Source organism: Amycolatopsis sp. lyj-108 (genome assembly GCF_046549005.1).
In the GTDB taxonomy this organism is placed as follows: domain Bacteria; phylum Actinomycetota; class Actinomycetes; order Mycobacteriales; family Pseudonocardiaceae; genus Amycolatopsis.
Genome location: NZ_JAJPWQ010000006.1, coordinates 484,955 through 504,094 on the forward strand (window position 1 = coordinate 484,955; position 19,140 = coordinate 504,094).

Sequence of the window (19,140 nt, forward strand, 5' to 3'; positions counted from 1 at the left end):
CTGGTAGGTTCCGAGCATCCAAAACGTGATCCACTTCATGATTCAAAGGGGAGTCATGACCCGAAAGCCCGCTCGTCTGCTGGCCGTCGCGATCGCCCTCATCGTCACTTTCGCCGCCGCGCCCGCCGCCTCCGCCGCCACCGCGACCGATCCGTTCTACAGCTACGACGGCAGCGAACCGCTGTCCTCGTACAGTCCCGGAACGGTCTTGAAGACGCGGACGCTCAATTACCACGTCCTCGGCATTTCCACGCCGCTCAAGGTGACCCAGCTGCTCTACCGGACCACCGACGCGCAGGGAAAGCCGTCCGCCAACGTCACTTCGGTGCTGCGCAGCCTCACCGGCGACAGCACGAAAGCCGTTTCGTACCAATCGTTCTACGATTCACTCAATCCCGAGCACGGCCCGTCGAGGGCGATCGCGGGTGATGTCTCGTTCGGCGGCCTGATCGCCAACGCGGAGTCGCTCTTCATCGCACCGGCGTTGCTGCTGGGCTACAACGTCGTCATTCCCGACACCGAAGGCCAGAAGGCGAACTTCGCCGCCGGGCCGGAATACGGGACGAACACCCTGGATTCGGTCCGTGCCGCGACACGGGCACCGGAAACGGGAATGAACGACAAGACCCGGTTCGGTCTCATCGGCTATTCGGGTGGTGCCATCGCGACCGGCTGGGCCGCCGCTCTCGCGCCGGATTACGCCCCCGAGGTCAACAGGAATCTCGTCGGTTTCACCGAAGGCGGCGTGCTCGTCAAACCGTCGCACAACCTCAAGTACGTCAACGGAAGCGTCGCGTGGACCGGCGTCATTCCGATGGCACTCATCGGCGTCTCGCGATCCTTCGGTATCGATCTCAAGCCGTACGCGAATTCCTACGGCCTTCAGGTGCTCAAGGACATGGAAAACGCGTCGATCGCCGACGCGCTCGGCCGCTATCCCGGGCTGACGTGGGAGAAGTTCGTCAAACCCGAGTACGTCAACCCGAACAAGGTGCTGCCGTACGTCGAGGCCGTGAACAAGATCAACCTCGGCTCCGCGCCGACACCCACCGTGCCCGGCTACATCGCGCAGGGCAACAACGGTGTCGTGGAAGGCACTTTCGGCAACCCACCGGGGATCGGGACCGGCGACGGGGTGATGGTCGCCGGTGACGTGCGGTCGCTCGCGCGCCAGTACTGCGACACCGGCAACAAGTCGATCAAGTACGACCAGTACAACACCTTGAGCCACGTCGGGGCGGCCGTCGCCTGGGCGCCGCAGGCCATCGGCTGGCTCAACGACCGGTTCGCGGGCAAGCCCGCGCCGTCCACCTGCGGAAAGATCGCACCCGGCAACTCCCTCGCTCCGGAGGTGCCGGTCAGCTGACCGCGGAAGTCCGTGAGGGCCTCCTTCCCTACCCTGACAGTAGGGAAGGAGGCCCTCACGGACCACTGGTCCAACCACCGGGACCGGTACCGTGCGGCACGTGACCGAGCACCGCAAGCTGCCGAAGGGGCCGCACAATCTCAGCCGTGACGAGGTCGCCGGAACCCAGCGGGCCCGGCTGATCGACGCGGTACTCGAGAACACCGGCGAACGCGGCTACGTCGCCACCACCGTCGGCCACATCACCGCCACCGCGCGCGTGTCACGGACCTCGTTCTACGAACAGTTCGCCGGCAAACAGGACGCGTTCCTCGCCGCCTATCGCGAGCTCACCGGCGAGTTCATCACCCAAGGCGTCGCCGCGGGCGCACAGGCCGCGACTCCGCTGGACGCCGTCACCGCCTGCTGCGACTTCCTCGTCGACTACGTGCACCGGCGGCCCACCGCCGTCCGCGCCGTCCTGCTGGAGATCTACGCACTCGGCGACGCGGGACTCGAAGTACGGGAGAACACCTTGCGCGCCGGGGAGGCTGTGTTCGACCGGACGGCGAAATGGCTGCGCGCCACCGATCCCACGCTGCCGGCGCCGCCGCCGTTCACCGCGCGGACGGTGGTCGCCGCCACCATCGAACTGATCACGCAGGCCATCTGGATCGGCACCGAAGAGGCTTACGGCCAGGCACGCGAGGCCGTCCGCTACACCTGGCTGCTCGGCTTGTCGGGGCACCGGAGCGTCGACGTCTAGCGGGCGAGGCGCCGTTCGAACTCGACGATCAGCTTCGGGTACCGGCGCGGGAGCAGCCGGACGAGCCGGTCGACCAGTTTCGCGTCGTTTCCGACGAGGACGCGCGGTTTCCCGGCCTCGACCCCGTCGATGATGATGCTGGCGGCCTTGTCGGCCGGCATCTTCAGCAGCTTTTCGTTGTACAGGCGGACACGTTCCCGCTGTTCCGCGGTGGGTTCGATGCCGCGGGCCTGGGCCTCCTTCAACGCCGCCGAGGCGATGCCGGTCTTGACCCCGCCCGGGTGGACGACCGTCACCCGCACCGGATGCCTGCCCGCGATCATCTCGGTACGCAGCGCCTCGGTGAAACCGCGGACGCCGAACTTGCTGGCGCAGTAGGCACTCAACGTCGGCTGGGCCATGAAACCGTTGAGACTGGAGACGTTGACGACCTGGCCGTCACCGGAGTCGATCAGATGCGGCAGGAACGCCTTGGTGCCGTTGATGACGCCGAAGAGGTTGACCGCGAGCGTGCGGTCGTACAGTTCCCAATCGGCGTCGAGGACGGTCTGCCCGCCGCCTGCGATCCCCGCGTTGTTGTAGATCTGGTGCACCACACCGAACTGCCCGGCGACGGTGGCCGCGTACTCCTGGACGGCCGCCCGGTCGCTGACGTCCAGCGCGGCGCCCTGCACCTCCGCGCCAAGGGCCTTGACCTCGGCGACGGTCCCGGCCAGCCCGGTTTCGTCCACATCGGACAGTGCGAGCCGGGCACCGCGCCGCGCGAGTTCGATGGCCAGCTGACGGCCGATGCCGGAACCGGCACCGGTGACGACGGCGACCTTGCCGCGAACGCCGCTCATCGGGTTTCTCCTGCCGGGTCGAGGGCCAGTTCGGCGGTGAGCTCGACGAGCCTCTCGACGAGGTCCGGGGCGATGTGGTGGCCCATGCCGGGGATTTCGACATAACGGGCACCGCCGATGGCCTTGACCGTCGCCCGTCCGCCGCTGTGGTGGACCATGCGGTCGGTGTCCCCGTGGACCACGACCGTCGGGCAGGTGATGCGGGCGAGTTCGGCGGTGCGGTCGCCACTGGCCTGGATCGCGCCGATCTGGCGGGCGATGCCGCTGCGGGCGCGCCGTCCGCCGGCCCGTTCCCAGAGAGCGGTGGCCCAGGCCGTTTCGACGTCCTTGTCCAGCGGGAACGTCGCCGAGCCGAGGTGGCCCATCATCGCCAGATGCCCGGTCACCGACTCCTCGGCCGTCCGCGCGGGCCGCCTCGCCATGCGCAGCAACGTCGACCGCGCCGGCTGCCCGACGCGGCGGTGCCCGGTGGTGGAGAAGATCGACGTCAGCGACCGGACCCGGCCGGGATTCCGGGCGGCGACGGTCTGGGCGATCATGCCGCCCATCGACATGCCGACCAGATGCGCCTGCTCGACGCCCAGGTGGTCCAGCAGGCCGACGGTGTCCGCCGCCATGTCCCCCAGGTCGTACGCGCCCGGCAACGGGCGGGCCAGCAGTTGCCGGAGCTTGCCCGGATTCGGCGCCTTGATGCGATCCGAGCAGCCCGCGTCGCGGTTGTCGAACCGGACGACCCGAAAACCGCGGCCGGTGAACCCCTCGATCATCGGCAGCGGCCACGACGTGAGATCGAGACCGAGACCGGCGATCAGCACCAGCGGCACACCGTCGGCCGGGCCGTCTTCGCGGTAACAGATCTTCGGGCCGCCGGGCAGGCCGGCGAAGCTGTCGGTCACGAGCTCACCGCTTCCCGGACGTTGGCGTGGGTGAAGTGCAGCTCGGGATCGGTGATGTCGTCCGCGCGCAGCAGCTTGATGTCCGAGTGGTAGCTCATCGAGGTCAGCCACGGCATGCGGTCGCCTTGGCGCGGGAGCTGGTCGAGCGCGCGCTGGACGTATCCGGCGGCGAAGTCCAGGAACGGCTTCTTCGGCATGTCCGGGTCGGCGACGACAGGGCGGCAGACGTCGTAACCGTGGGCGTCCATATGCGCCAGCAGACGGCAGAAGTGCTCGCACAGCAGGCCGATCTTGAGCGTCCACGACGAGTTCGTGTAGCCGATCGCGAACGCGGCGTTCGGCACGTCCGAGAGCATCATTCCCTTGTACGCGACGGTTTCCGGCAGGATCACCGGTTCGCCGTCGACGCTGAGCTTCGCCCCGCCGAACACCTGGAGGTTCAGGCCGGTGGCGGTGACGATGATGTCCGCTTCCAGCTCACGCCCGGATTCGAGCAGGATCCCCTTTTCGGTGAAGGTCGCGATCTTGTCGGTGACGACGTCGGCCTGCCCCTTGCGGATGGCGGCGAACAGGTCGCCGCCGGGGACGGCGCACAGCCGCTGGTCCCACGGGTCATACGGCGGGTTGAAGTGCTCGTCGACCGGATAGTCCTTGGGAAGCTGCTTCTTGTTGACGTACCGGATGAGCCCGCGGGCGGTCTTCGGGAACTTCTGGCAGAACTGCCAGACCGCGAGTCCCTTGCGGATGTTCTTGCGGCGGGTGAGCGCGTACGCCCGCTCGTCGCCGAGGATCTTGCGCAGGCCGTTGGCGATCTTGTCCTCGCGCGGCACCGGCATGACGTAGGTCGGGGTGCGCTGCAGCATCGTCACGTGCGCCGCGGTCCCCGCCATCGCCGGGATCAGCGTGACCGCGGTGGCGCCGCTGCCGATCACGACGACGCGTTTGTCCGCGTAGTCGAGGTCTTCCGGCCAGTGCTGCGGGTGCACGATCGTGCCGGCGAACCGGTCCCGGCCCTCGAAACGCGGGGTGAAGCCCTCGTCGTAGCGGTAGTAGCCGCCCGCGTTGAACATCCAGCCCGCGCTGAGCCGGGTGCGCTCGCCGGTGTCGGTGCGCTCGATCTCGAGCAGCCAGCGCGCCTCGTCGCTCGACCAGGCCGCCGAGAGCAGCTTGTGGTGGTAGCGGATGCTGGGCTCGAGGCCGTTCTCGGACACCGTCTCACGCAGGTACGACAGGATCCGGGGCGCGTCGGCGATGGACTGCTTGTCCCGCCACGGCTTGAACTCGTAGCCGAAGGTGTGCAGGTCGGAGTCCGACCGGATGCCGGGGTAGCGGAACAGGTCCCAGGTGCCGCCGGACGTGCCGCGGGCCTCCAGGATGGCGAACGTCTTGCCCGGGTTCTCGGTCTTCAGGTAGCGCGCGGCCCCGATCCCGGAAATCCCGGCACCGATGATGACCACGTCGAGGTGCTCGACGGGTGTGCTCGTCGTCATGCGGTACTCCAGCCTCGTCTCGGTTGTCTCCACGATGCGGGTCCACCGAGGAATTGCGCTAGCACTATCTGCACCATCATGATGTATGGATGGTGCAAAGTGCCGCATCGCCGTGGCCGACCCTGTCCCCCGAGGCACGCGATCTCTTCCGGCGTGGCGCCGAGATCGTGCTGCATCCGCGCGCCGAGTGGATCGAGGAACTGCACGAGGCCTCGCTCGGCGGGGGCAGTATGCGCGCGGTCGCCGAGGACCCCGTCCTCACCGAGGGCACCAAACGGGCGAATCTGGCGAATCTGCTGCACTGGGCGGCCGCGAACGTGCAGCGCCCCGGCGAGCGGGTGTCCGCCAACCTGAACCAGGAAGTGCTCGACGGCGCCCGCGACATGGTGCGCCGCGGCTTCGACTCCGGCGGCCTCGACGCCTACCGGCGGGCGCAGGGGGTGGCCTGGCGCCGATGGATCGAGATCTGCTTCGACCTCACGTCCGACCCGGTGCTGCTCCGAGAACTGCTGGACGTCTCTTCGCTGTCGATCACCACGTTCATCGAGGACACCGTCGCCGCGGTGTCCGACCGGATGGCCGCCGAACGCTCGGAGCTGACCCGCGGCGCCCACGCCGAACGGCGGGCCACGGTCACCCTCCTGTTGGAAGGCGCGCCCATCAGCCGTTCGCGGGCCGAAGCCCAGCTCGGCTATCCGCTCGCCGGCCCGCATACGGCCGCGATCGTCTGGAGCGGCTCGGCCACGCCGTCGTCCCAGCAGCTCGAAAGCGCCGCCGAAACCCTCATGCGGGCCAGCGGCGCTTCACACCGGCTGACCGTCGTCGCCAGCGCCGCCGCCCTGTGGGTCTGGCTGCCCGGCCGGACCCCGCCACGCGCGGACCGGCTCGCCGAAGACCTCGCGCCGCATCCCGACGTCCGGGTGGCGCTGGGGCGGCCCGGCAGCGGGATCGACGGCTTCCGCCGCAGCCATCTGGACGCCGCCGCCACCCAGCGGATGCTCGCCAGGCTCACCTCACCGCAGCAGATCGCGCGGTACCAGGACATCCAGCTGCTCGCCCTGCTCACCGGCGACCCGGCGCAGGCAAGCGAATTCATCGCCGACACCCTCGGCGAACTCCGGCACGCCGACGCCGAAACCCGGGAAACCGTCCGGACCTACGTGCACGAACTGGGCAACACGACGCGGACCGCGGAACGGCTCTACACCCATCGCAACACCGTCGTCCGACGGCTGGCGCGGGCCGACGAACTACTCCCCCGTCCGTTGGCGGAGAACGCGGTGAACGTGGCGGTGGCGCTGGAAACGTTGCGGTGGCTGGGAAGCGGCGCTTGAGGTCGTGAGTGCCGGCGAAGTGGGCGGGTAAGGCAAACATGTCGTGTCTCGGGCGAGACGGCGGGCTGGGTGACGCGACACCGCCCTCGCGTGTTCATAGCCGGAACTCGCGAGTTACGTCCCCAAGCACACGAGTCACGCCTTGCGGAAGTACATGAAGGCCCCCTTCCTTGCGCTAGGCGCAAGGAAGGGGGCCTTCATGTACTTCACGACCAGCCACCGAAGCCACAACCGCCCCACCGTCACCAAGGATCACATCCGACGGTAGCGAAAGCCTCCTTCCCTACTGTCAGAGTAGGCAAAGAGGCCCTCACTACCAGGAAAACGCCTACGCAGAAGCGACACCGGCCCCACGCCACGCCACCTTTGCCTTTCCCGTCAATAACCCGAATCGCCACTCACCACCCGCGGGAGATCCAGGTTCCGGAGCATGGCGCGCTGTTCGGCGGTCGGCTCGCCGTCGACCGTGATGGTGAACTGGGGCGTTTCCTTGCGGCAGCGCAGAAAGTTGCCCCAAGCGATCCCCAGGTTCGCCAGCCCGGTCAGAGAGCCGGTCGACATGCGGATGACCTCGAAAGCGCCCGCGTCGCCGGCTTCCGCGGTGCTGATCGTCGCGGACCGCACCACGTCGGCATCGTCACGGAGCCAGTTGTAGAACTCTTTCAGCGCTTGTTCGTCGCCGGCGGCGTTGATCGTCAGCTCCACGGGACCTCCCTCGAAACGCGATATCCCTACCAGTCGCGGCTTTGGCCCGGGGCGTAACAGGAATCCTGTCCTGAGGTCTGACCGGTGATCCCGAGGGCGGATAACGATGTCATCGCTGCGCCATTTCGTCCTTTGCCTGATTCTGACGGCGATTCCCTTACCAGCGGGGAAACCGGTGACCGCCGCGCGGCAGGACACGCTCCCGGTTCCCGACCGGCTGCTCAACGGCCCTGCGACGTCGGCCAGAACTCCTCCGACGACAACCAAAAGCAGTTCAAGGGCATCTTCATGCGGTTCCTCGCCGACCTGGCCGCCGCGACGAATTCCCCGGTATACCGCGACTACGCCCGGCGGCAGGCCGACTCGCTCTGGACGTCCACTCGCGACCCGCTGAACCGCATCGGCGGGCGGGACACCGGATCAGACCGGCTGGCGGACCCAGGCGAGCGGGCTCGGCGCCCTCACCGCGGCGTCGTGACTGCTCCCCTCCTTGCGTCGGCCTCTAGATTGGAGGCATGGTTTCCCCCGCCGAAAAGGCCACCCGGCTGCAGGACTTGCACGCCGCCCCCGAACTGCTGCTCGTCGTCAACGTCTGGGACGCGATCACCGCGAAGGTCGTCGCCGAAACGCCCGGCACGCAGGCGCTCGCCACCCCCAGCCACGGCATCGCCTCCGCCCGCGGCTACCCCGACGGCGAGGTGATCCCCCGCGACGAGATGATCGCCGAGGTCGCCCTGATCGTCCGGTCGGCGGGCGATCTGCCGGTCACCGCCGACCTGGAAGCGGGCTACGGCGACCCGGGCGGCACGGTCGCCCGCGCGATCGAGGTCGGCGCCGTCGGCTGCAACCTCGAAGACCAGATGAAACCGCTGGACGAGTCCGTCAAGGCCGTCGAGGCCGCGGTCGCCGCCGCCCAGTCCGCCGGTATCGACTTCGTGCTCAACGCCCGCACCGACGCCTTCCTCCGGGCGGGCGACCGTGACCCCGAAGAGGTGCTGGCCGACGCGATCACCCGGGGCCGCGCGTACCTGGACGCCGGCGCGTCGAACGTCTTCGTGCCCGGCAAACTCGACGAAACCCAGGTCGCCAAGCTGGTCGAGGCGCTGGGCGAGCGCAAGGTGAACCTGATCGGCGTCCCGGGGTCGATCCCGCTGGCCACCGCGCAGAAACTCGGCGTCTCCCGGGTGTCCTACGGGCCGTTCAGCCAGAACGTCGCGCTCACCGCGCTGGCGAAGCTCACCGAGGACGTCTACGCCGGCGGCGGCCTGCCCGCCGACATGCGCAAGCTGAACTGAACTCAGTGCTCCCCGTAGCCGGGTAGCTCGATGGCGTCCGAGGGCGGGTTGGTGAAGCGAGCCGCGACGCGGCCCGCCCTCGGACCCGCCGCGAGGCCCGCGAGAGCGTGCAGCAGGCCGATACCGGCGCGGCTCTTCGGAGCCGCCAGCCTCGGCGCGATCCACGGGACCTTCTGGGCCTGGTCGACGTAAGGCCGCATGATCGCCTCGTAGGAACGGAAGGCGTCGATGTGGCCCGCATGACGGCCGAGTTCTCCGGCGAGAACGTAAGCGCCGACGAGGGCGAGGCTGGTCCCCATGCCACTGAGCGGAGAGGCGCAATAGGCGGCGTCGCCGACGACGGCGATCCGGCCGCGTGACCACTGCTCCAGGCGCATCTGGCCGACTGATTCGAAGAAATAGTCGGGTGAGCCGCCCAGTTCGTCGAGCACGCGTGGGGTCTCCCAGCCCGCGTCGGCATAGTGACGGCGCAGGAATTCGCGCTGTGCGGGCAAGTCCAGCCGTTCCAGCCCTGGCCGCGGGAGCAGGAACGACAGCGAGGCCCGGGTGGTGCCCTGGTTGTCGGGGCGCAGGACGACGACCCTGCGGCCGGGCGCGTTGTACCAGCGGGCCCAACGGCCGTCGGATCCCTCACGCGGGACGGTGAAGTAGGCGGTGTAGAGGCCGAACAACCTGGTGCGGACGAGGTCGGCGAAAACCAGGCCGCGGGTCCGCGAGCGGAAGCCGTCGGCGAGGACGACGAGGTCGAAACGCCGCCCGGAACCGGTGCGGAAGGCGACGTCCACGCCGTCGCCGGTGTCGGTCAGGCCGGTGATCTCGTCACCGAAGACGTACTCGGTGTCCTCGCGAGTGCTCTGGTGGAGCAGGTCGGCGAGCTCGCCGCGCAGGATTTCCAGTTCGGTGACGAATCCGTCGCCGTCGAGGGCGTCGGTGGCGAACGACGCCCGGACGCGGCCGCGACGGTCGATGAAGCGCAGCCCCTCCTCGTGGGTGACGCGATCCCGGGCGGCTTGTTCGAGGCCCATGCGTTCGACGACGGTGCGGCCGGCGCCACGCAGGTCGACGGTCTGTCCGCCGAGCCGCGGCTCCGGTGCGCGTTCGACCACGGTCGCGGTCATGCCGTGGCGGCGAAGCCAGAAAGCGAGCGCGGGTCCGGCGATGCCCGCGCCGGAGATCAGGACGTTCCTCATCGGGCACCGACCGGCGCCGCGGTGACGACGGCTTCGGTTTCGTCGGGCCGGGCCCGGCGCGGGAACAGCGGCGAGATCAGCAGGAACAGCCCGATGACCACCGCTTGGACGATCAGCGCGTCGCGGAAGCTCTCGGTGGGCCGGGTGACATCGGCGAAGAACACCGTGCTGAACACCGCGACCCCGACCGAGCCCCCGATCGCCTGTACGGCGGTGAGCACTCCGGACGCCGACCCGACCTCGTCGTCGGCGACGGCGCCGAGCACGGTGTTGAACACCGCCGCGATCACGATGCCCGCACCGATCCCGGCGACGACGCCGCCGGGCACGATCCGCCAGATGGTGAACTCGCCGCTGCCGGACAGGGCGATCCACAGCCAGGCGACGCCGCCGAACTGGACGACGGCACCGGCCTGCAGGACGGCCCGCCCGAGTTTCGCGGCGAGCAGGCCACCGCTGATGCCGCCACCGACGGCGGTGCCCAGCGCGACCGGGAGATTCCCCAGCCCTGCCTCGCCCGCGGTGAAACCCTGACCGATCTGCAGGAAGAACGTCAGCACCAGCTGGGTGCCGATCAGTCCGCCGAAGAACAGCGCGACCGCGGCCAGCCCGACGGTGAACGCGGGCTTGCCGAACAGGGCCGGGGTGACCAGCGGAGCGCGGTCGAGGCGCACGATCCGCCGTTGCCACAACGCGAACGCCACGTACCCGAGCGCCGCGGCCGCCAGGGAGAGCCAGGTCCACAGTGGCCATCCCGCCGCCTGTCCTTCGTTGAGCGGGAGGACCAGCAGCGCGGAAGCGGCCGCGACCAGCACGGCGCCGGCGATGTCCACGCGCAGCCCCGGTGTTCCGGCGCCGCGCGGAACCAGCCGCCACGCCAGGGCCAGCGCGGCGAGTCCGACCGGGACGTTGACCAAGAACACCAGCCGCCAGCCGAGGCCGAACAGGTCCCAGTCGACCAGCGCGCCACCCAGCACCGGCCCCAGCACCCCGCCGAGTCCCAGCACCGGCCCGAAAACGGCGAGTGCCCTGGTGAGATCGCGGGGCGCGAGGTTGTCTCGCAGGATGCCGAGCCCCTGCGGGAGCATCATCGCGCCCGCCAAGCCCTGGACAAGGCGGAAGGTGATCAGCAGGCCGGCGCTCGGCGCGATCGCGCACAGCAGCGACGCGATGGTGAAGGCCACGAGTCCGAACAGGAACATCGGGCGGCGGCCGTAGCGGTCGCCGAGCCGCCCGCCCAGCACGAGACCCGCGCCGAGGGTCAGGGCGTACCCGCCGATCACCCACTGCAGGCCGACCGGGCTCGTGCCCAGCGATCGTTCGAGCGACGGACCCGCCACGTTGACGATCGTCGAGTCGAGCAGGTCCATCAGTTCGACGACGAGCACGGTGGCCAGCAGCCACCACACCGATCGTGGCGAGATCTTTTCCTCGGTCATGTACGTTTTCACTCCGGATCTGGGCGTGTTGGTACGCCGGAGGGCGGAAGCGCTCCGGTGTGGGCGGGAAGACTCAGCTTTCGGGCAGGGAATCCGCGGTGCCGGTGTAGATCCGCACGACACCGGTCAGGAAGTTCTCGACGGCGTCACGGTCCGCGGGGCTCAGGGCCTCGACAAGGCTCTCAACGCCGCTGAGCAGCGGATGAATTCGCTCGAAGATCTTGGCCATCGACGCCTGGACGGGCTCGACCAGCACCTTGCGGCGGTCGGTGGCGTGTGGCTTACGGATGACATGCCCGGCTTTCTCGAGCCTGTCGACGATATGGGTACTCGCCGCCGTCGAGACCCGCAGCCGATCCGCGAGTTCTTTCGCCGTCAGCGGTCCTTCGCTGGCGAGGTGCTCCATCGCCGACAGGTCGGTGGAGTTGATGCCCAGCGCTCCGCTCAGGCGCTTCTCGATCACCCGTGTGAGCGTGCCGACCTCTTGGAGGCGCTCCATCACCGAGTTGCCCACGCCTGGGGAGTCGACCTGCCACGAGCCTGCTGAAGTCATGCCAAGAAGCTTACTAGATAAGTCGCTAACCAAGTTAGTGAAATAGTGTGACCGCCGGCACCCTTGACTCCTTGCTGTCCACAATGGACACCTATATGCGCGGACCGGCGGTGATCCGCACGCCGCTGTAGGGTTTCCGCATGGTGCGCGGAGTCGGCCGGACCGAAGGATTCCTGCTGGCAGGCGTGGTCGTCGCGGTGCTCGTGGTGACCGGGATCCAGGCCAGGTCCCCCGGCACCTGGCTGCTGGAAGTCGTCTGGGTGCTGATCGGGTTGCCGCTGGTGGTGGCCCTGCGCAAACGTTTCCCCTTGACCCGCTTGCTGTGCTGGCTGCTGGCCCTGCACGCGATCGTGCTGTGTTACGGCGGCCAGTACACCTACGCGGAAACCCCCGCCGGGGAATGGGTGCAGGGGCTGATGGGCACCCAGCGGAACAATTACGACCGGTTCGCCCACGTCGTCCAGGGTTTCGTCCCGGCGATCGCCGTCCGCGAAGTGCTGCTGCGCCGGACCCCGCTGCGGCCCGGTGCCTGGGTCGCGTTCCTGACCGTCTGCGTCTGCGTGACGATCGCCGCCGGTTTCGAGTTCGTGGAGTGGTTCAGCGCGCTCGTCGCCGGTTCGGGTGCGGACGATTTCCTCGGCACCCAGGGAGACGTCTGGGACACGCAGTGGGACATGTTCCTCTGCCTGTGCGGCGCGGTGCTCTCCCTGCTGATCTGGCGCCGGGTGCACGATCGGCAACTCGCGGGTGATCGCGCGGGTTAGAGTGGCTCGCGTGACAGGGGGAACGGCATGACGCCGCGCGTCGGTGAAGACTTCGGGGGATTCCGGATCGACGGCATCCTCGGCCGCGGTGGGATGGGCGTGGTCTATCGCGCGTGGCAGCACCGTATGCGGCGGCCGGTGGCGCTGAAGGTCCTGCCGCCCCACTACGCCGAAGACCCGGTGTACCGCGAGCGTTTCGGCCGAGAGGCGGCGGCGCTGGCCAGGCTCGATTCGCCGCATGTCGTCGCGGTTCACGACCACGGCGAGGTGGACGGCTGTCTGTACCTGGCGATGCAGCTGGTCGACGGGCCCGATCTGGCCAAGGTGCTCGAAGCCGGGCCGATGGACCCGGACCGGGCGCTGGCGGTGGTGGACCAGGTGGTCTCCGCGCTCGGCGACGCGCACGCCATCGGCGTCGTGCACCGGGACGTCAAGGCCGCCAACGTCCTGCTGCGGCCGCGTGCCGCGCACCACGACGAGGATTTCGCCTACCTGTGCGACTTCGGCATCGCGCGGTCAGCGGAGATCGACCGCGGTGCGGAGACCAGCGGCGTGATCGGCACCGTCGGTTACATGGCGCCCGAACGTCTTCGCGGCGAACCCGCCACCGCCGCTTCGGACGTCTACGCGGTGGGCTGTCTGCTGTGGGTGACCCTGACCGGTCAGCTGCCTTACAACGGCAGCCAGCCCGAGGTGATCGTGGCGCACGACAGGGCCCCGATCCCCCAGCTCGTGGTCGGCGATCCGCGCACCGCCGCGGTCAACGGTCTGCTGAAGTCGTTGCTGGCCAAGGATCCCCGTGACCGTCCGACGGTGCGTGAAGTACGTGACCGCATCCGGGCCATCCGCGCCGACGCGCCACCCGCCGGCGTCGTCGTCGAGCAGCCTCGCCGCCGCCGGACCGGTCTGGTGGCGGGCCTGGTGGCCGGTGCCGCACTCGTGATCGCGATCGTGCTCGCGGCGGTCTTCCTGGTGTCGCCGGGGGTGCCGGCCGCCGACCGGATCGGCCGCAGCACACCGGCCGGGCTCACCTGCTCACCGGTGACGGCGGCCGACGAGGGCGTCCGCGCGCAGGTCGTCTGCCAGACCGGCGGGGAGACCGGCGAGCTCCGGATCGCCGCCCTCGACGACGTCGACGCGGCCACCGCCTACCTGCGTACCGGCGCCGGAACGGATCCCGCCGGTCTCACCGCCGGTAAATGCCCCGCTGACCTGCCCGCCAAGCAGTCCTGGTCGCGCGACGGGCACAAGGGGACGCTGGTGTGCACGGTGCTCGGCACGACCACGCGGTACGCCTGGACCGACGACGAGCACGCGACCGTGTCGGTGCTCGACGGCCGGGTCGGCACGCCCTATCCCGCCGACCTGCGCGCAGTCGAGGACTTCTTCGCGGCGATCCGGTTCGGCTGAATCACCGCGAGCCGCGCTGCCAGCGCTCCATCAGCGCCTCCGGCGACGAACCCGGTGCGCCGAAGAACCAGCCGTAGATCAGTTTCGCGTCGTCGTCGAAATAGATGGCCGGGCTGCGGTCGTCCGCCGTGACGAACCGGATGAACTGGCCGACGACCGGACCGCCGAGGCGGTTCCAGGTCCGCACCTCGACACTTCCCGGCACCACACCGCCGTTCGCCGAGTTCTCCGAGCGCAGCTTGATCAGCGCGTCGTGGTCGGACGCCGAACTGAACACCAGCATCGCGCCGTCGGCCAGCGGGCATTTGACCGTCTCGGCCGTGCCGGTCGTGGCGGGGACCGCTTGGCATTTCGCGGACTGCTCGTTGAGCACGTGTGCCTGCGCGAAATCCCACAGCGCGCCGGAGGAGAACGCGGCCCCCGGTACCTCGGGGCGTTTGAGCACCCCGAATTGACGCGCGTCGTAGAACTCCACCAGTGCGGGGAGTCCGGTCTTCCGCGCCGTCAGTGTCGCGCTGACCGGACGGGGACTGTCGACGTCCCAGTAGACCGTCGATTCCCCGGACGGGAGTTCCCGCATCGCGAACGCCGCGCCCTGACCGAGGTTGCCCGCCGAACGCACCGCTCCGGCGGCGCTCGCGAGCGCCCTGGACTCGGTGAGCCTGCCCGGCACGTCGTAGGTGACCAGGGTGAGGGCGTACAGCCCGGCGTCGCAGCCGACCCGTTCCATCTCGCCGGGCTTCGCGGGCTGCTGAGCGCATCGGACCGCGCCGTCGAGCAACCGGGCGCCGAGCGCGCGGTAGCGGCCGGCGACCTGGTCGAGCGCGTAGCGGTCCGGCGGTGGCGCGGCGGGCTTTTCCTTGCCCTGCACGAAGACCACTACCCCGGTCGCGATCGCGGCCACCAGCAGTACCGCCCCGCCGAGGAGCCACCTCTTGCGTGCGCCGGAGGGAAGCAGCCTAGTCGTGCGGCCCTCCCAGGTGAGCCGGTTCTCCACGCGAGTGGGGTTCAGCGGGGGCCCGGTCGGCTCGGGATCGCGTGGAAGGGCCGCTTCCAGCGTTCCCGAATCGCGCAGCGCGGCCACGAGCGAGTCGATTTCGGCCGCGCTGAACGCGTTTCCGGACTGCTCCAGCGCGGACCGGAGCGCCACCGGATCGGTCAGCGCGTGGCGGCCGAAGCGGCGTACGACTTCGGCGAGGCGGGGATCCTGGTCGTCCATCACGCGTCCGGATCCGCCCAGAACTTGCGGAGCACCTGCTGATCGTCGGTACTCGCCTGCATGTAGACGGCGACGCCCGTGGAGTCCTCGTCGAAGTAGAGCCGGGCGTAGCCGTTTTCCGGCTCCAGGAAACGGATCCGGGTGCCGTCGCCGGTACGCGGGGTGCCGACCGGGATGCCCGCGCGGATACCCGGCCGCCCCGGCACGTACTCCCAGCGCAGCGTCCGGATCGAACCGGGCCGCGCGCCGTCGTTGTCGGTCTGCAGCACCGTGCGCAGCGCGGTGAGCTGCTTGGGGAAGAACAGCACGCGGAAGCTGGCGATGATGCCGGAACCCAGCTCGCAGTTGACGGTTTCCCGCACACTCACGATGGATTTCGCCGCCTCGCAGCGGACGTCGGGGTGATCGAGGTACGGCTTGGCCGCGGCGAGCAGATCCGGATCCTTGAAGACCGCGGCCGCTTCCTCGGGGACCGGCGCCGGGGAGGATTCACGCTGGGGTGCCGAGCCCATGGGCAACGTAGTGGTCTCGGACCACGACGGCGGCACCGTCGGCGGGTCGGCGGGACGCTTCGGTTCGTCGCCACCGACCAGCACGAGGTTCGCAACGGTCACGACGAGGACCGCCGCCGCGACGGCTCCGCCGATCACGGCGAACCCTTTGGCACGCTTCGGCTTTTCCCCGGTCAGGACGGTGGTCAACGCGGTGGTCGGTTCGTCGGCAGCGGTGTCCCTCGGGAGAAAGCCGAGTGCCGCGCCGAGTTGCCCGCACGCCCATTCCGCACCCGCGTCACCGCCGCAAGCTTCGATCGCCGCCCGATGGGCTTCGGCGGGAGTGCCCCCGTCTTCGAGTACTGCGCGCATCCGCTGGGCCGCGCCCGCCCCCGCCGCCGCGGCGAGCGCGTTGATCTCGGTGTCGGGAGGCGGGTCGGGAAGACTGCGTAGCGCGCCGGTGAGGACGATCGGGTCGGAAAGCGCGTCGCGTCCGTGCCGGTCCACCACGTCTTCGAGTGCGGTCAATGTGGTCATGGCGATCAGTTAAGCCCGTCTCGCTTCAAGGTCGCTTCAAGCAACCGGCGGAACCTGAGATGATCGGCCCCGTGACAGTGGAGGTGCGGTTGCTGGGGCCGGTGGAGCTGGTCGTCGACGGCGTACCCGCCACACCTGGTGGTCTGCGGCCGCGGGCGGTACTCGCCGTGCTTGCCGCTTCCGGAGAGGCGCCGGTGAACGCGGACAGGCTGGCGGAGGCGATCTACTCCGACACCGGCAAGCCCGCGTCCCGCGCCACCGTACAGGTCCACGTGCACAACCTGCGGCAGAACCTGGGGGTACACGGGGGATCCCTGCTCCACGGACCGGCGGGTTACCGGCTTCTCGGCGTCCGCGCCGACATCCGCGAGGCGGAGGACGCGATCGGCCGGGCGAGGGCCGCCGAACGGGCACGCGACACCGGCGGCGCCGCGGCGGGATACCGGCGGGCACTCGAAGTGTGGCGGGGCCCGTTCTGCGCCGACCTGCCGGATCACACCGCCTTCGACCCCGCCCGCGCCCTCTACGCGGAGATGCGCTGGGAGGCGTTGGAGGCGCGGATCGCCGCGGATCTGCGCGCGGGTGACGTTCCCGGCCTGGTGCGGGAGCTCGAGGACCTGGTCTCCGAACATCCGCTGCGGGAACGGTTCTGGGGCCAGCTGATGGTCGCGCTCTACCAGGAGGGACGACAGGCCGAGGCCCTGGACCGGTTCCGGCAGGCGCGGCGGATCCTGGCCGAGGAGGCGGGCGTCGATCCGGGGCCGGCGTTGCGGGAACTGGAACGCGCGGTGCTCGCCCACGCCGGGACGGCGACCCTGCTGCGGGTGGCCGCCCCGGGTGCCGCCGGGACCGGGCGACCGGCACTGACCTGGGTCGACGGTTCGGGGCGGGCCCGCCTGCGGGAACTGCCCGTGCTGGGACGGCTGGCCATCGGCCGCGACGCGAATGCCGACGTCGCCCTCCGCCATGACGGCGCCGTGTCCCGCGACCACGCCGAGATCACCGTCGGTAAGAGTGGCGCCGTCCTGGCGGATCTCGGTTCCCGCAACGGGACGTTCCACAACGGCGAGCGCGTCGCGGGGCCGGTCCCGCTCGCTCCCGGCGACGTCGTACGCTGCGGCGACACGGTACTGGCGGTGACGAACGGCGGCGCGGCGGTCAGCCCGGTGGACGGGACCACCCGGTAGAACGATTCTTCACGATCGACCGGTACCGTTCAACGAATCGCCTGTAATCCAGGTAACCAAGCAACGATCTCCTGTTCTGCGGGTTCGGCACGGCGGATACGGTCCTCGGCATGACTTTGCGAGCCGCGGCGGTGCGGCGGAAACCGGTCGCCGATCTGATCGCCGACAGTGAGCACGGCACGCTGAAGCGCTCCCTCGGGCTCGGGCAGCTGACCATGCTCAGCATCGGCGCGACGCTGGGCAGCGGGATCTTCGTCGTGCTCGGCGAAGCGGTGCCCGTGGCAGGCCCGGCGGTCGTGCTGTCGTTCGTGCTCGCCGGGATCACCGCGCTGTTCTCCGCGCTCTCCTACGCCGAACTCGCCGGAATGATCCCGGTGTCCGGTTCGTCCTACTCCTACGCTTACGCCACGCTCGGCGAACTGGTCGCCTGGGTCTGCGGCTGGTGCCTGGTGCTCGAGTACGGCGTCTCGGTGGCGTCGGTGGCCGTCGGCTGGGGGCAGTACCTCAACGAGTTGCTGCGGCTGGCGTTCGGTTTCGCCATCCCCGACGCGTTCAGCCAGCCACCGGGCTCGGGCGGGATCGTCAACGTCCCGGCCATCGTCGTCGTACTGCTCGCCATGTTCCTGTTGCTGTCCGGCGCGAAGGAGAGTGCGCGGGCCAACGCGATCATGGTCGTGGTCAAGGTCGGTACGCTGGTGCTGTTCTGCGCGATCGCGTTCTCCGCGGTCCGGGCGGCGAACTTCGCCCCGTTCCTGCCGCTCGGCCTGGCCGGGCTGAGCGCCGGTGCCGCGAAACTGTTCTTCTCCTACATCGGTTTCGACGCGGCCTCCACGGCGGGTGAAGAGGCGAAGAACCCGCAACGGGATCTGCCGAGGGCGATCCTGCTCTCGCTCGCGATCGTCACCGTGCTGTACTGCCTGGTCGCCGTGGCGGCCGTGGGCGCGCTGCCGTGGCAGGAGTTCGACGGCAAGGAGGCCGCGCTCTCGCACGTGCTCGGCGCCGTTTCCAGCAACCCGCTGTGGGCCGGACTGCTGGCCGTCGGCGCCATCGTGGCGATCTCCAGCGTCGTGCTGACCGTCCTCTACGGACAGACCCGCATCCTGTACTCGATGTCCCGCGACGGCCTCGTCCCCGCCTCGCTGTCCAAAGTGGACTCCAAGACCGGCACTCCCCGGATCAACACCCTGGTGGTCTCGGGCTTCGTCGCGACACTGGCCGCGTTCATCCCGCTCGGGAAGCTGGCCGACGCCACCAGCATCGGCACGCTGTTCGCCTTCGGGCTGGTGAACGTCGCCGTCCTGCTGCTGCGAAAGCGGCAACCGGAGGCCCCGCGCTCGTTCCGCGTGCCGTTCTCCCCCGTCACGCCCATCCTCGGCGTGCTGTGCTGCGGTTACATGATGCTCAGCCTCGATGGCGCGACCTGGATCGTCTTCGCCGGCTGGATGGCGCTCGGCCTGCTGATCTACTTCGGTTACAGCATGCGCCGGTCCCGGCTCGCCGCGGATTCGCCCGTTCGCCGCCATAATTCCTAGCCTGTACAGCCGTAGTACGAGCCGGATCATTGAATTAACGGTGATCGGTAGGGGACACTTCCGTCCGACCCACGGAAAACCCTACCGTGAACCGAGGTCCTTATGCGCCGATATGGCATTACCGTGCTGACCGCGTGCCTCGCCC

Annotated in this window: 17 protein-coding genes; 8 read left to right on the plus strand and 9 right to left on the minus strand. The window is 69.4% G+C overall.

Going from position 1 to position 19,140, the window contains the following annotated elements; all coding sequences use genetic code 11:
• Positions 1–55 precede the first annotated feature (55 nt).
• Together ACLJO0_RS24400 and ACLJO0_RS24405 are read left to right on the plus strand one after the other, a co-directional pair.
• Positions 56–1,366, plus strand: a complete 1,311-nt coding sequence (locus ACLJO0_RS24400; RefSeq protein ID WP_410580674.1) for a lipase family protein — start codon at positions 56–58, stop codon at positions 1,364–1,366.
• A 100-nt stretch (positions 1,367–1,466) separates the two neighbouring features.
• On the plus strand, positions 1,467–2,111 hold the full coding sequence (locus ACLJO0_RS24405; RefSeq protein ID WP_410580675.1) for a TetR/AcrR family transcriptional regulator: 645 nt from the start codon (positions 1,467–1,469) through the stop codon (positions 2,109–2,111).
• On the opposite strand, the gene ACLJO0_RS24410 is transcribed toward ACLJO0_RS24405, so the two are convergent.
• The 3 genes from ACLJO0_RS24410 to ACLJO0_RS24420 are packed head-to-tail and all read right to left on the minus strand — an operon-like array spanning position 2,108 to position 5,339.
• Positions 2,108–2,953 carry an SDR family NAD(P)-dependent oxidoreductase gene (locus ACLJO0_RS24410; RefSeq protein WP_410580676.1) on the minus strand — a complete coding sequence of 282 codons (846 nt, stop codon included), beginning with the start codon at positions 2,951–2,953 and terminating at the stop codon, positions 2,108–2,110. The genes ACLJO0_RS24405 and ACLJO0_RS24410 overlap by 4 nt on opposite strands.
• Positions 2,950–3,849, minus strand: a complete 900-nt coding sequence (locus ACLJO0_RS24415) for an alpha/beta fold hydrolase (protein ID WP_410580677.1) — start codon at positions 3,847–3,849, stop codon at positions 2,950–2,952. The genes ACLJO0_RS24410 and ACLJO0_RS24415 overlap by 4 nt, the downstream gene beginning before the upstream one ends.
• Positions 3,846–5,339: a flavin-containing monooxygenase gene (locus ACLJO0_RS24420; RefSeq protein WP_410580678.1), complete on the minus strand. Its 1,494-nt coding sequence runs from the start codon at positions 5,337–5,339 to the stop codon at positions 3,846–3,848. The genes ACLJO0_RS24415 and ACLJO0_RS24420 overlap by 4 nt, the downstream gene beginning before the upstream one ends.
• 89 nt (positions 5,340–5,428) lie before the next feature.
• On the opposite strand from ACLJO0_RS24420, the gene ACLJO0_RS24425 reads away from it, so the two are divergent.
• Complete coding sequence (locus tag ACLJO0_RS24425) at positions 5,429–6,673, plus strand: PucR family transcriptional regulator (protein WP_410580679.1); 1,245 nt, start codon at positions 5,429–5,431, stop codon at positions 6,671–6,673.
• 378 nt (positions 6,674–7,051) lie between these two features.
• Here the strand turns inward: ACLJO0_RS24425 and ACLJO0_RS24430 are convergent, their stop codons facing one another.
• Positions 7,052–7,378, minus strand: coding sequence for an effector-associated constant component EACC1 (locus ACLJO0_RS24430; RefSeq protein ID WP_410580680.1), 327 nt, complete (start codon positions 7,376–7,378; stop codon positions 7,052–7,054).
• A gap of 515 nt (positions 7,379–7,893) precedes the next feature.
• On the opposite strand from ACLJO0_RS24430, the gene ACLJO0_RS24435 reads away from it, so the two are divergent.
• Positions 7,894–8,673 carry an isocitrate lyase/phosphoenolpyruvate mutase family protein gene (locus ACLJO0_RS24435; protein ID WP_125793283.1) on the plus strand — a complete coding sequence of 260 codons (780 nt, stop codon included), beginning with the start codon at positions 7,894–7,896 and terminating at the stop codon, positions 8,671–8,673.
• Positions 8,674–8,675: 2 nt separating this feature from the next.
• Here ACLJO0_RS24435 and ACLJO0_RS24440 read toward each other — a convergent pair whose 3' ends face one another.
• The 3 genes from ACLJO0_RS24440 to ACLJO0_RS24450 form a co-directional block, all read right to left on the minus strand.
• On the minus strand, positions 8,676–9,863 hold the full coding sequence (locus ACLJO0_RS24440; protein WP_410580681.1) for an FAD-dependent monooxygenase: 1,188 nt from the start codon (positions 9,861–9,863) through the stop codon (positions 8,676–8,678).
• Complete coding sequence (locus ACLJO0_RS24445) at positions 9,860–11,302, minus strand: MFS transporter (RefSeq protein WP_410580682.1); 1,443 nt, start codon at positions 11,300–11,302, stop codon at positions 9,860–9,862. The genes ACLJO0_RS24440 and ACLJO0_RS24445 overlap by 4 nt, the downstream gene beginning before the upstream one ends.
• Before the next feature lie 73 nt (positions 11,303–11,375).
• On the minus strand, positions 11,376–11,855 hold the full coding sequence (locus tag ACLJO0_RS24450) for a MarR family winged helix-turn-helix transcriptional regulator (RefSeq protein ID WP_410580683.1): 480 nt from the start codon (positions 11,853–11,855) through the stop codon (positions 11,376–11,378).
• A 140-nt stretch (positions 11,856–11,995) separates the two neighbouring features.
• Between ACLJO0_RS24450 and ACLJO0_RS24455 the strand changes: the two genes are divergently transcribed.
• Positions 11,996–12,619: a DUF2238 domain-containing protein gene (locus ACLJO0_RS24455; protein WP_410580684.1), complete on the plus strand. Its 624-nt coding sequence runs from the start codon at positions 11,996–11,998 to the stop codon at positions 12,617–12,619.
• 27 nt (positions 12,620–12,646) lie between these two features.
• Complete coding sequence (locus ACLJO0_RS24460) at positions 12,647–14,029, plus strand: serine/threonine-protein kinase (RefSeq protein WP_410580685.1); 1,383 nt, start codon at positions 12,647–12,649, stop codon at positions 14,027–14,029.
• Position 14,030: 1 nt separating this feature from the next.
• Here the strand turns inward: ACLJO0_RS24460 and ACLJO0_RS24465 are convergent, their stop codons facing one another.
• Complete coding sequence (locus ACLJO0_RS24465; RefSeq protein ID WP_410580686.1) at positions 14,031–15,248, minus strand: hypothetical protein; 1,218 nt, start codon at positions 15,246–15,248, stop codon at positions 14,031–14,033.
• The gene (locus ACLJO0_RS24470; RefSeq protein ID WP_410580687.1) at positions 15,248–16,276 is read right to left on the minus strand and encodes a hypothetical protein; all 1,029 of its coding nucleotides are present in this window, start codon (positions 16,274–16,276) and stop codon (positions 15,248–15,250) included. The genes ACLJO0_RS24465 and ACLJO0_RS24470 overlap by 1 nt, the downstream gene beginning before the upstream one ends.
• Before the next feature lie 71 nt (positions 16,277–16,347).
• Here ACLJO0_RS24470 and ACLJO0_RS24475 point away from each other — a divergent pair, with 71 nt between their 5' ends.
• Together ACLJO0_RS24475 and ACLJO0_RS24480 are read left to right on the plus strand one after the other, a co-directional pair.
• Complete coding sequence (locus ACLJO0_RS24475; RefSeq protein ID WP_410580688.1) at positions 16,348–17,463, plus strand: BTAD domain-containing putative transcriptional regulator; 1,116 nt, start codon at positions 16,348–16,350, stop codon at positions 17,461–17,463.
• Between the two features lie 110 nt (positions 17,464–17,573).
• On the plus strand, positions 17,574–18,995 hold the full coding sequence (locus ACLJO0_RS24480; RefSeq protein ID WP_410580689.1) for an amino acid permease: 1,422 nt from the start codon (positions 17,574–17,576) through the stop codon (positions 18,993–18,995).
• Positions 18,996–19,140 lie beyond the last annotated feature (145 nt).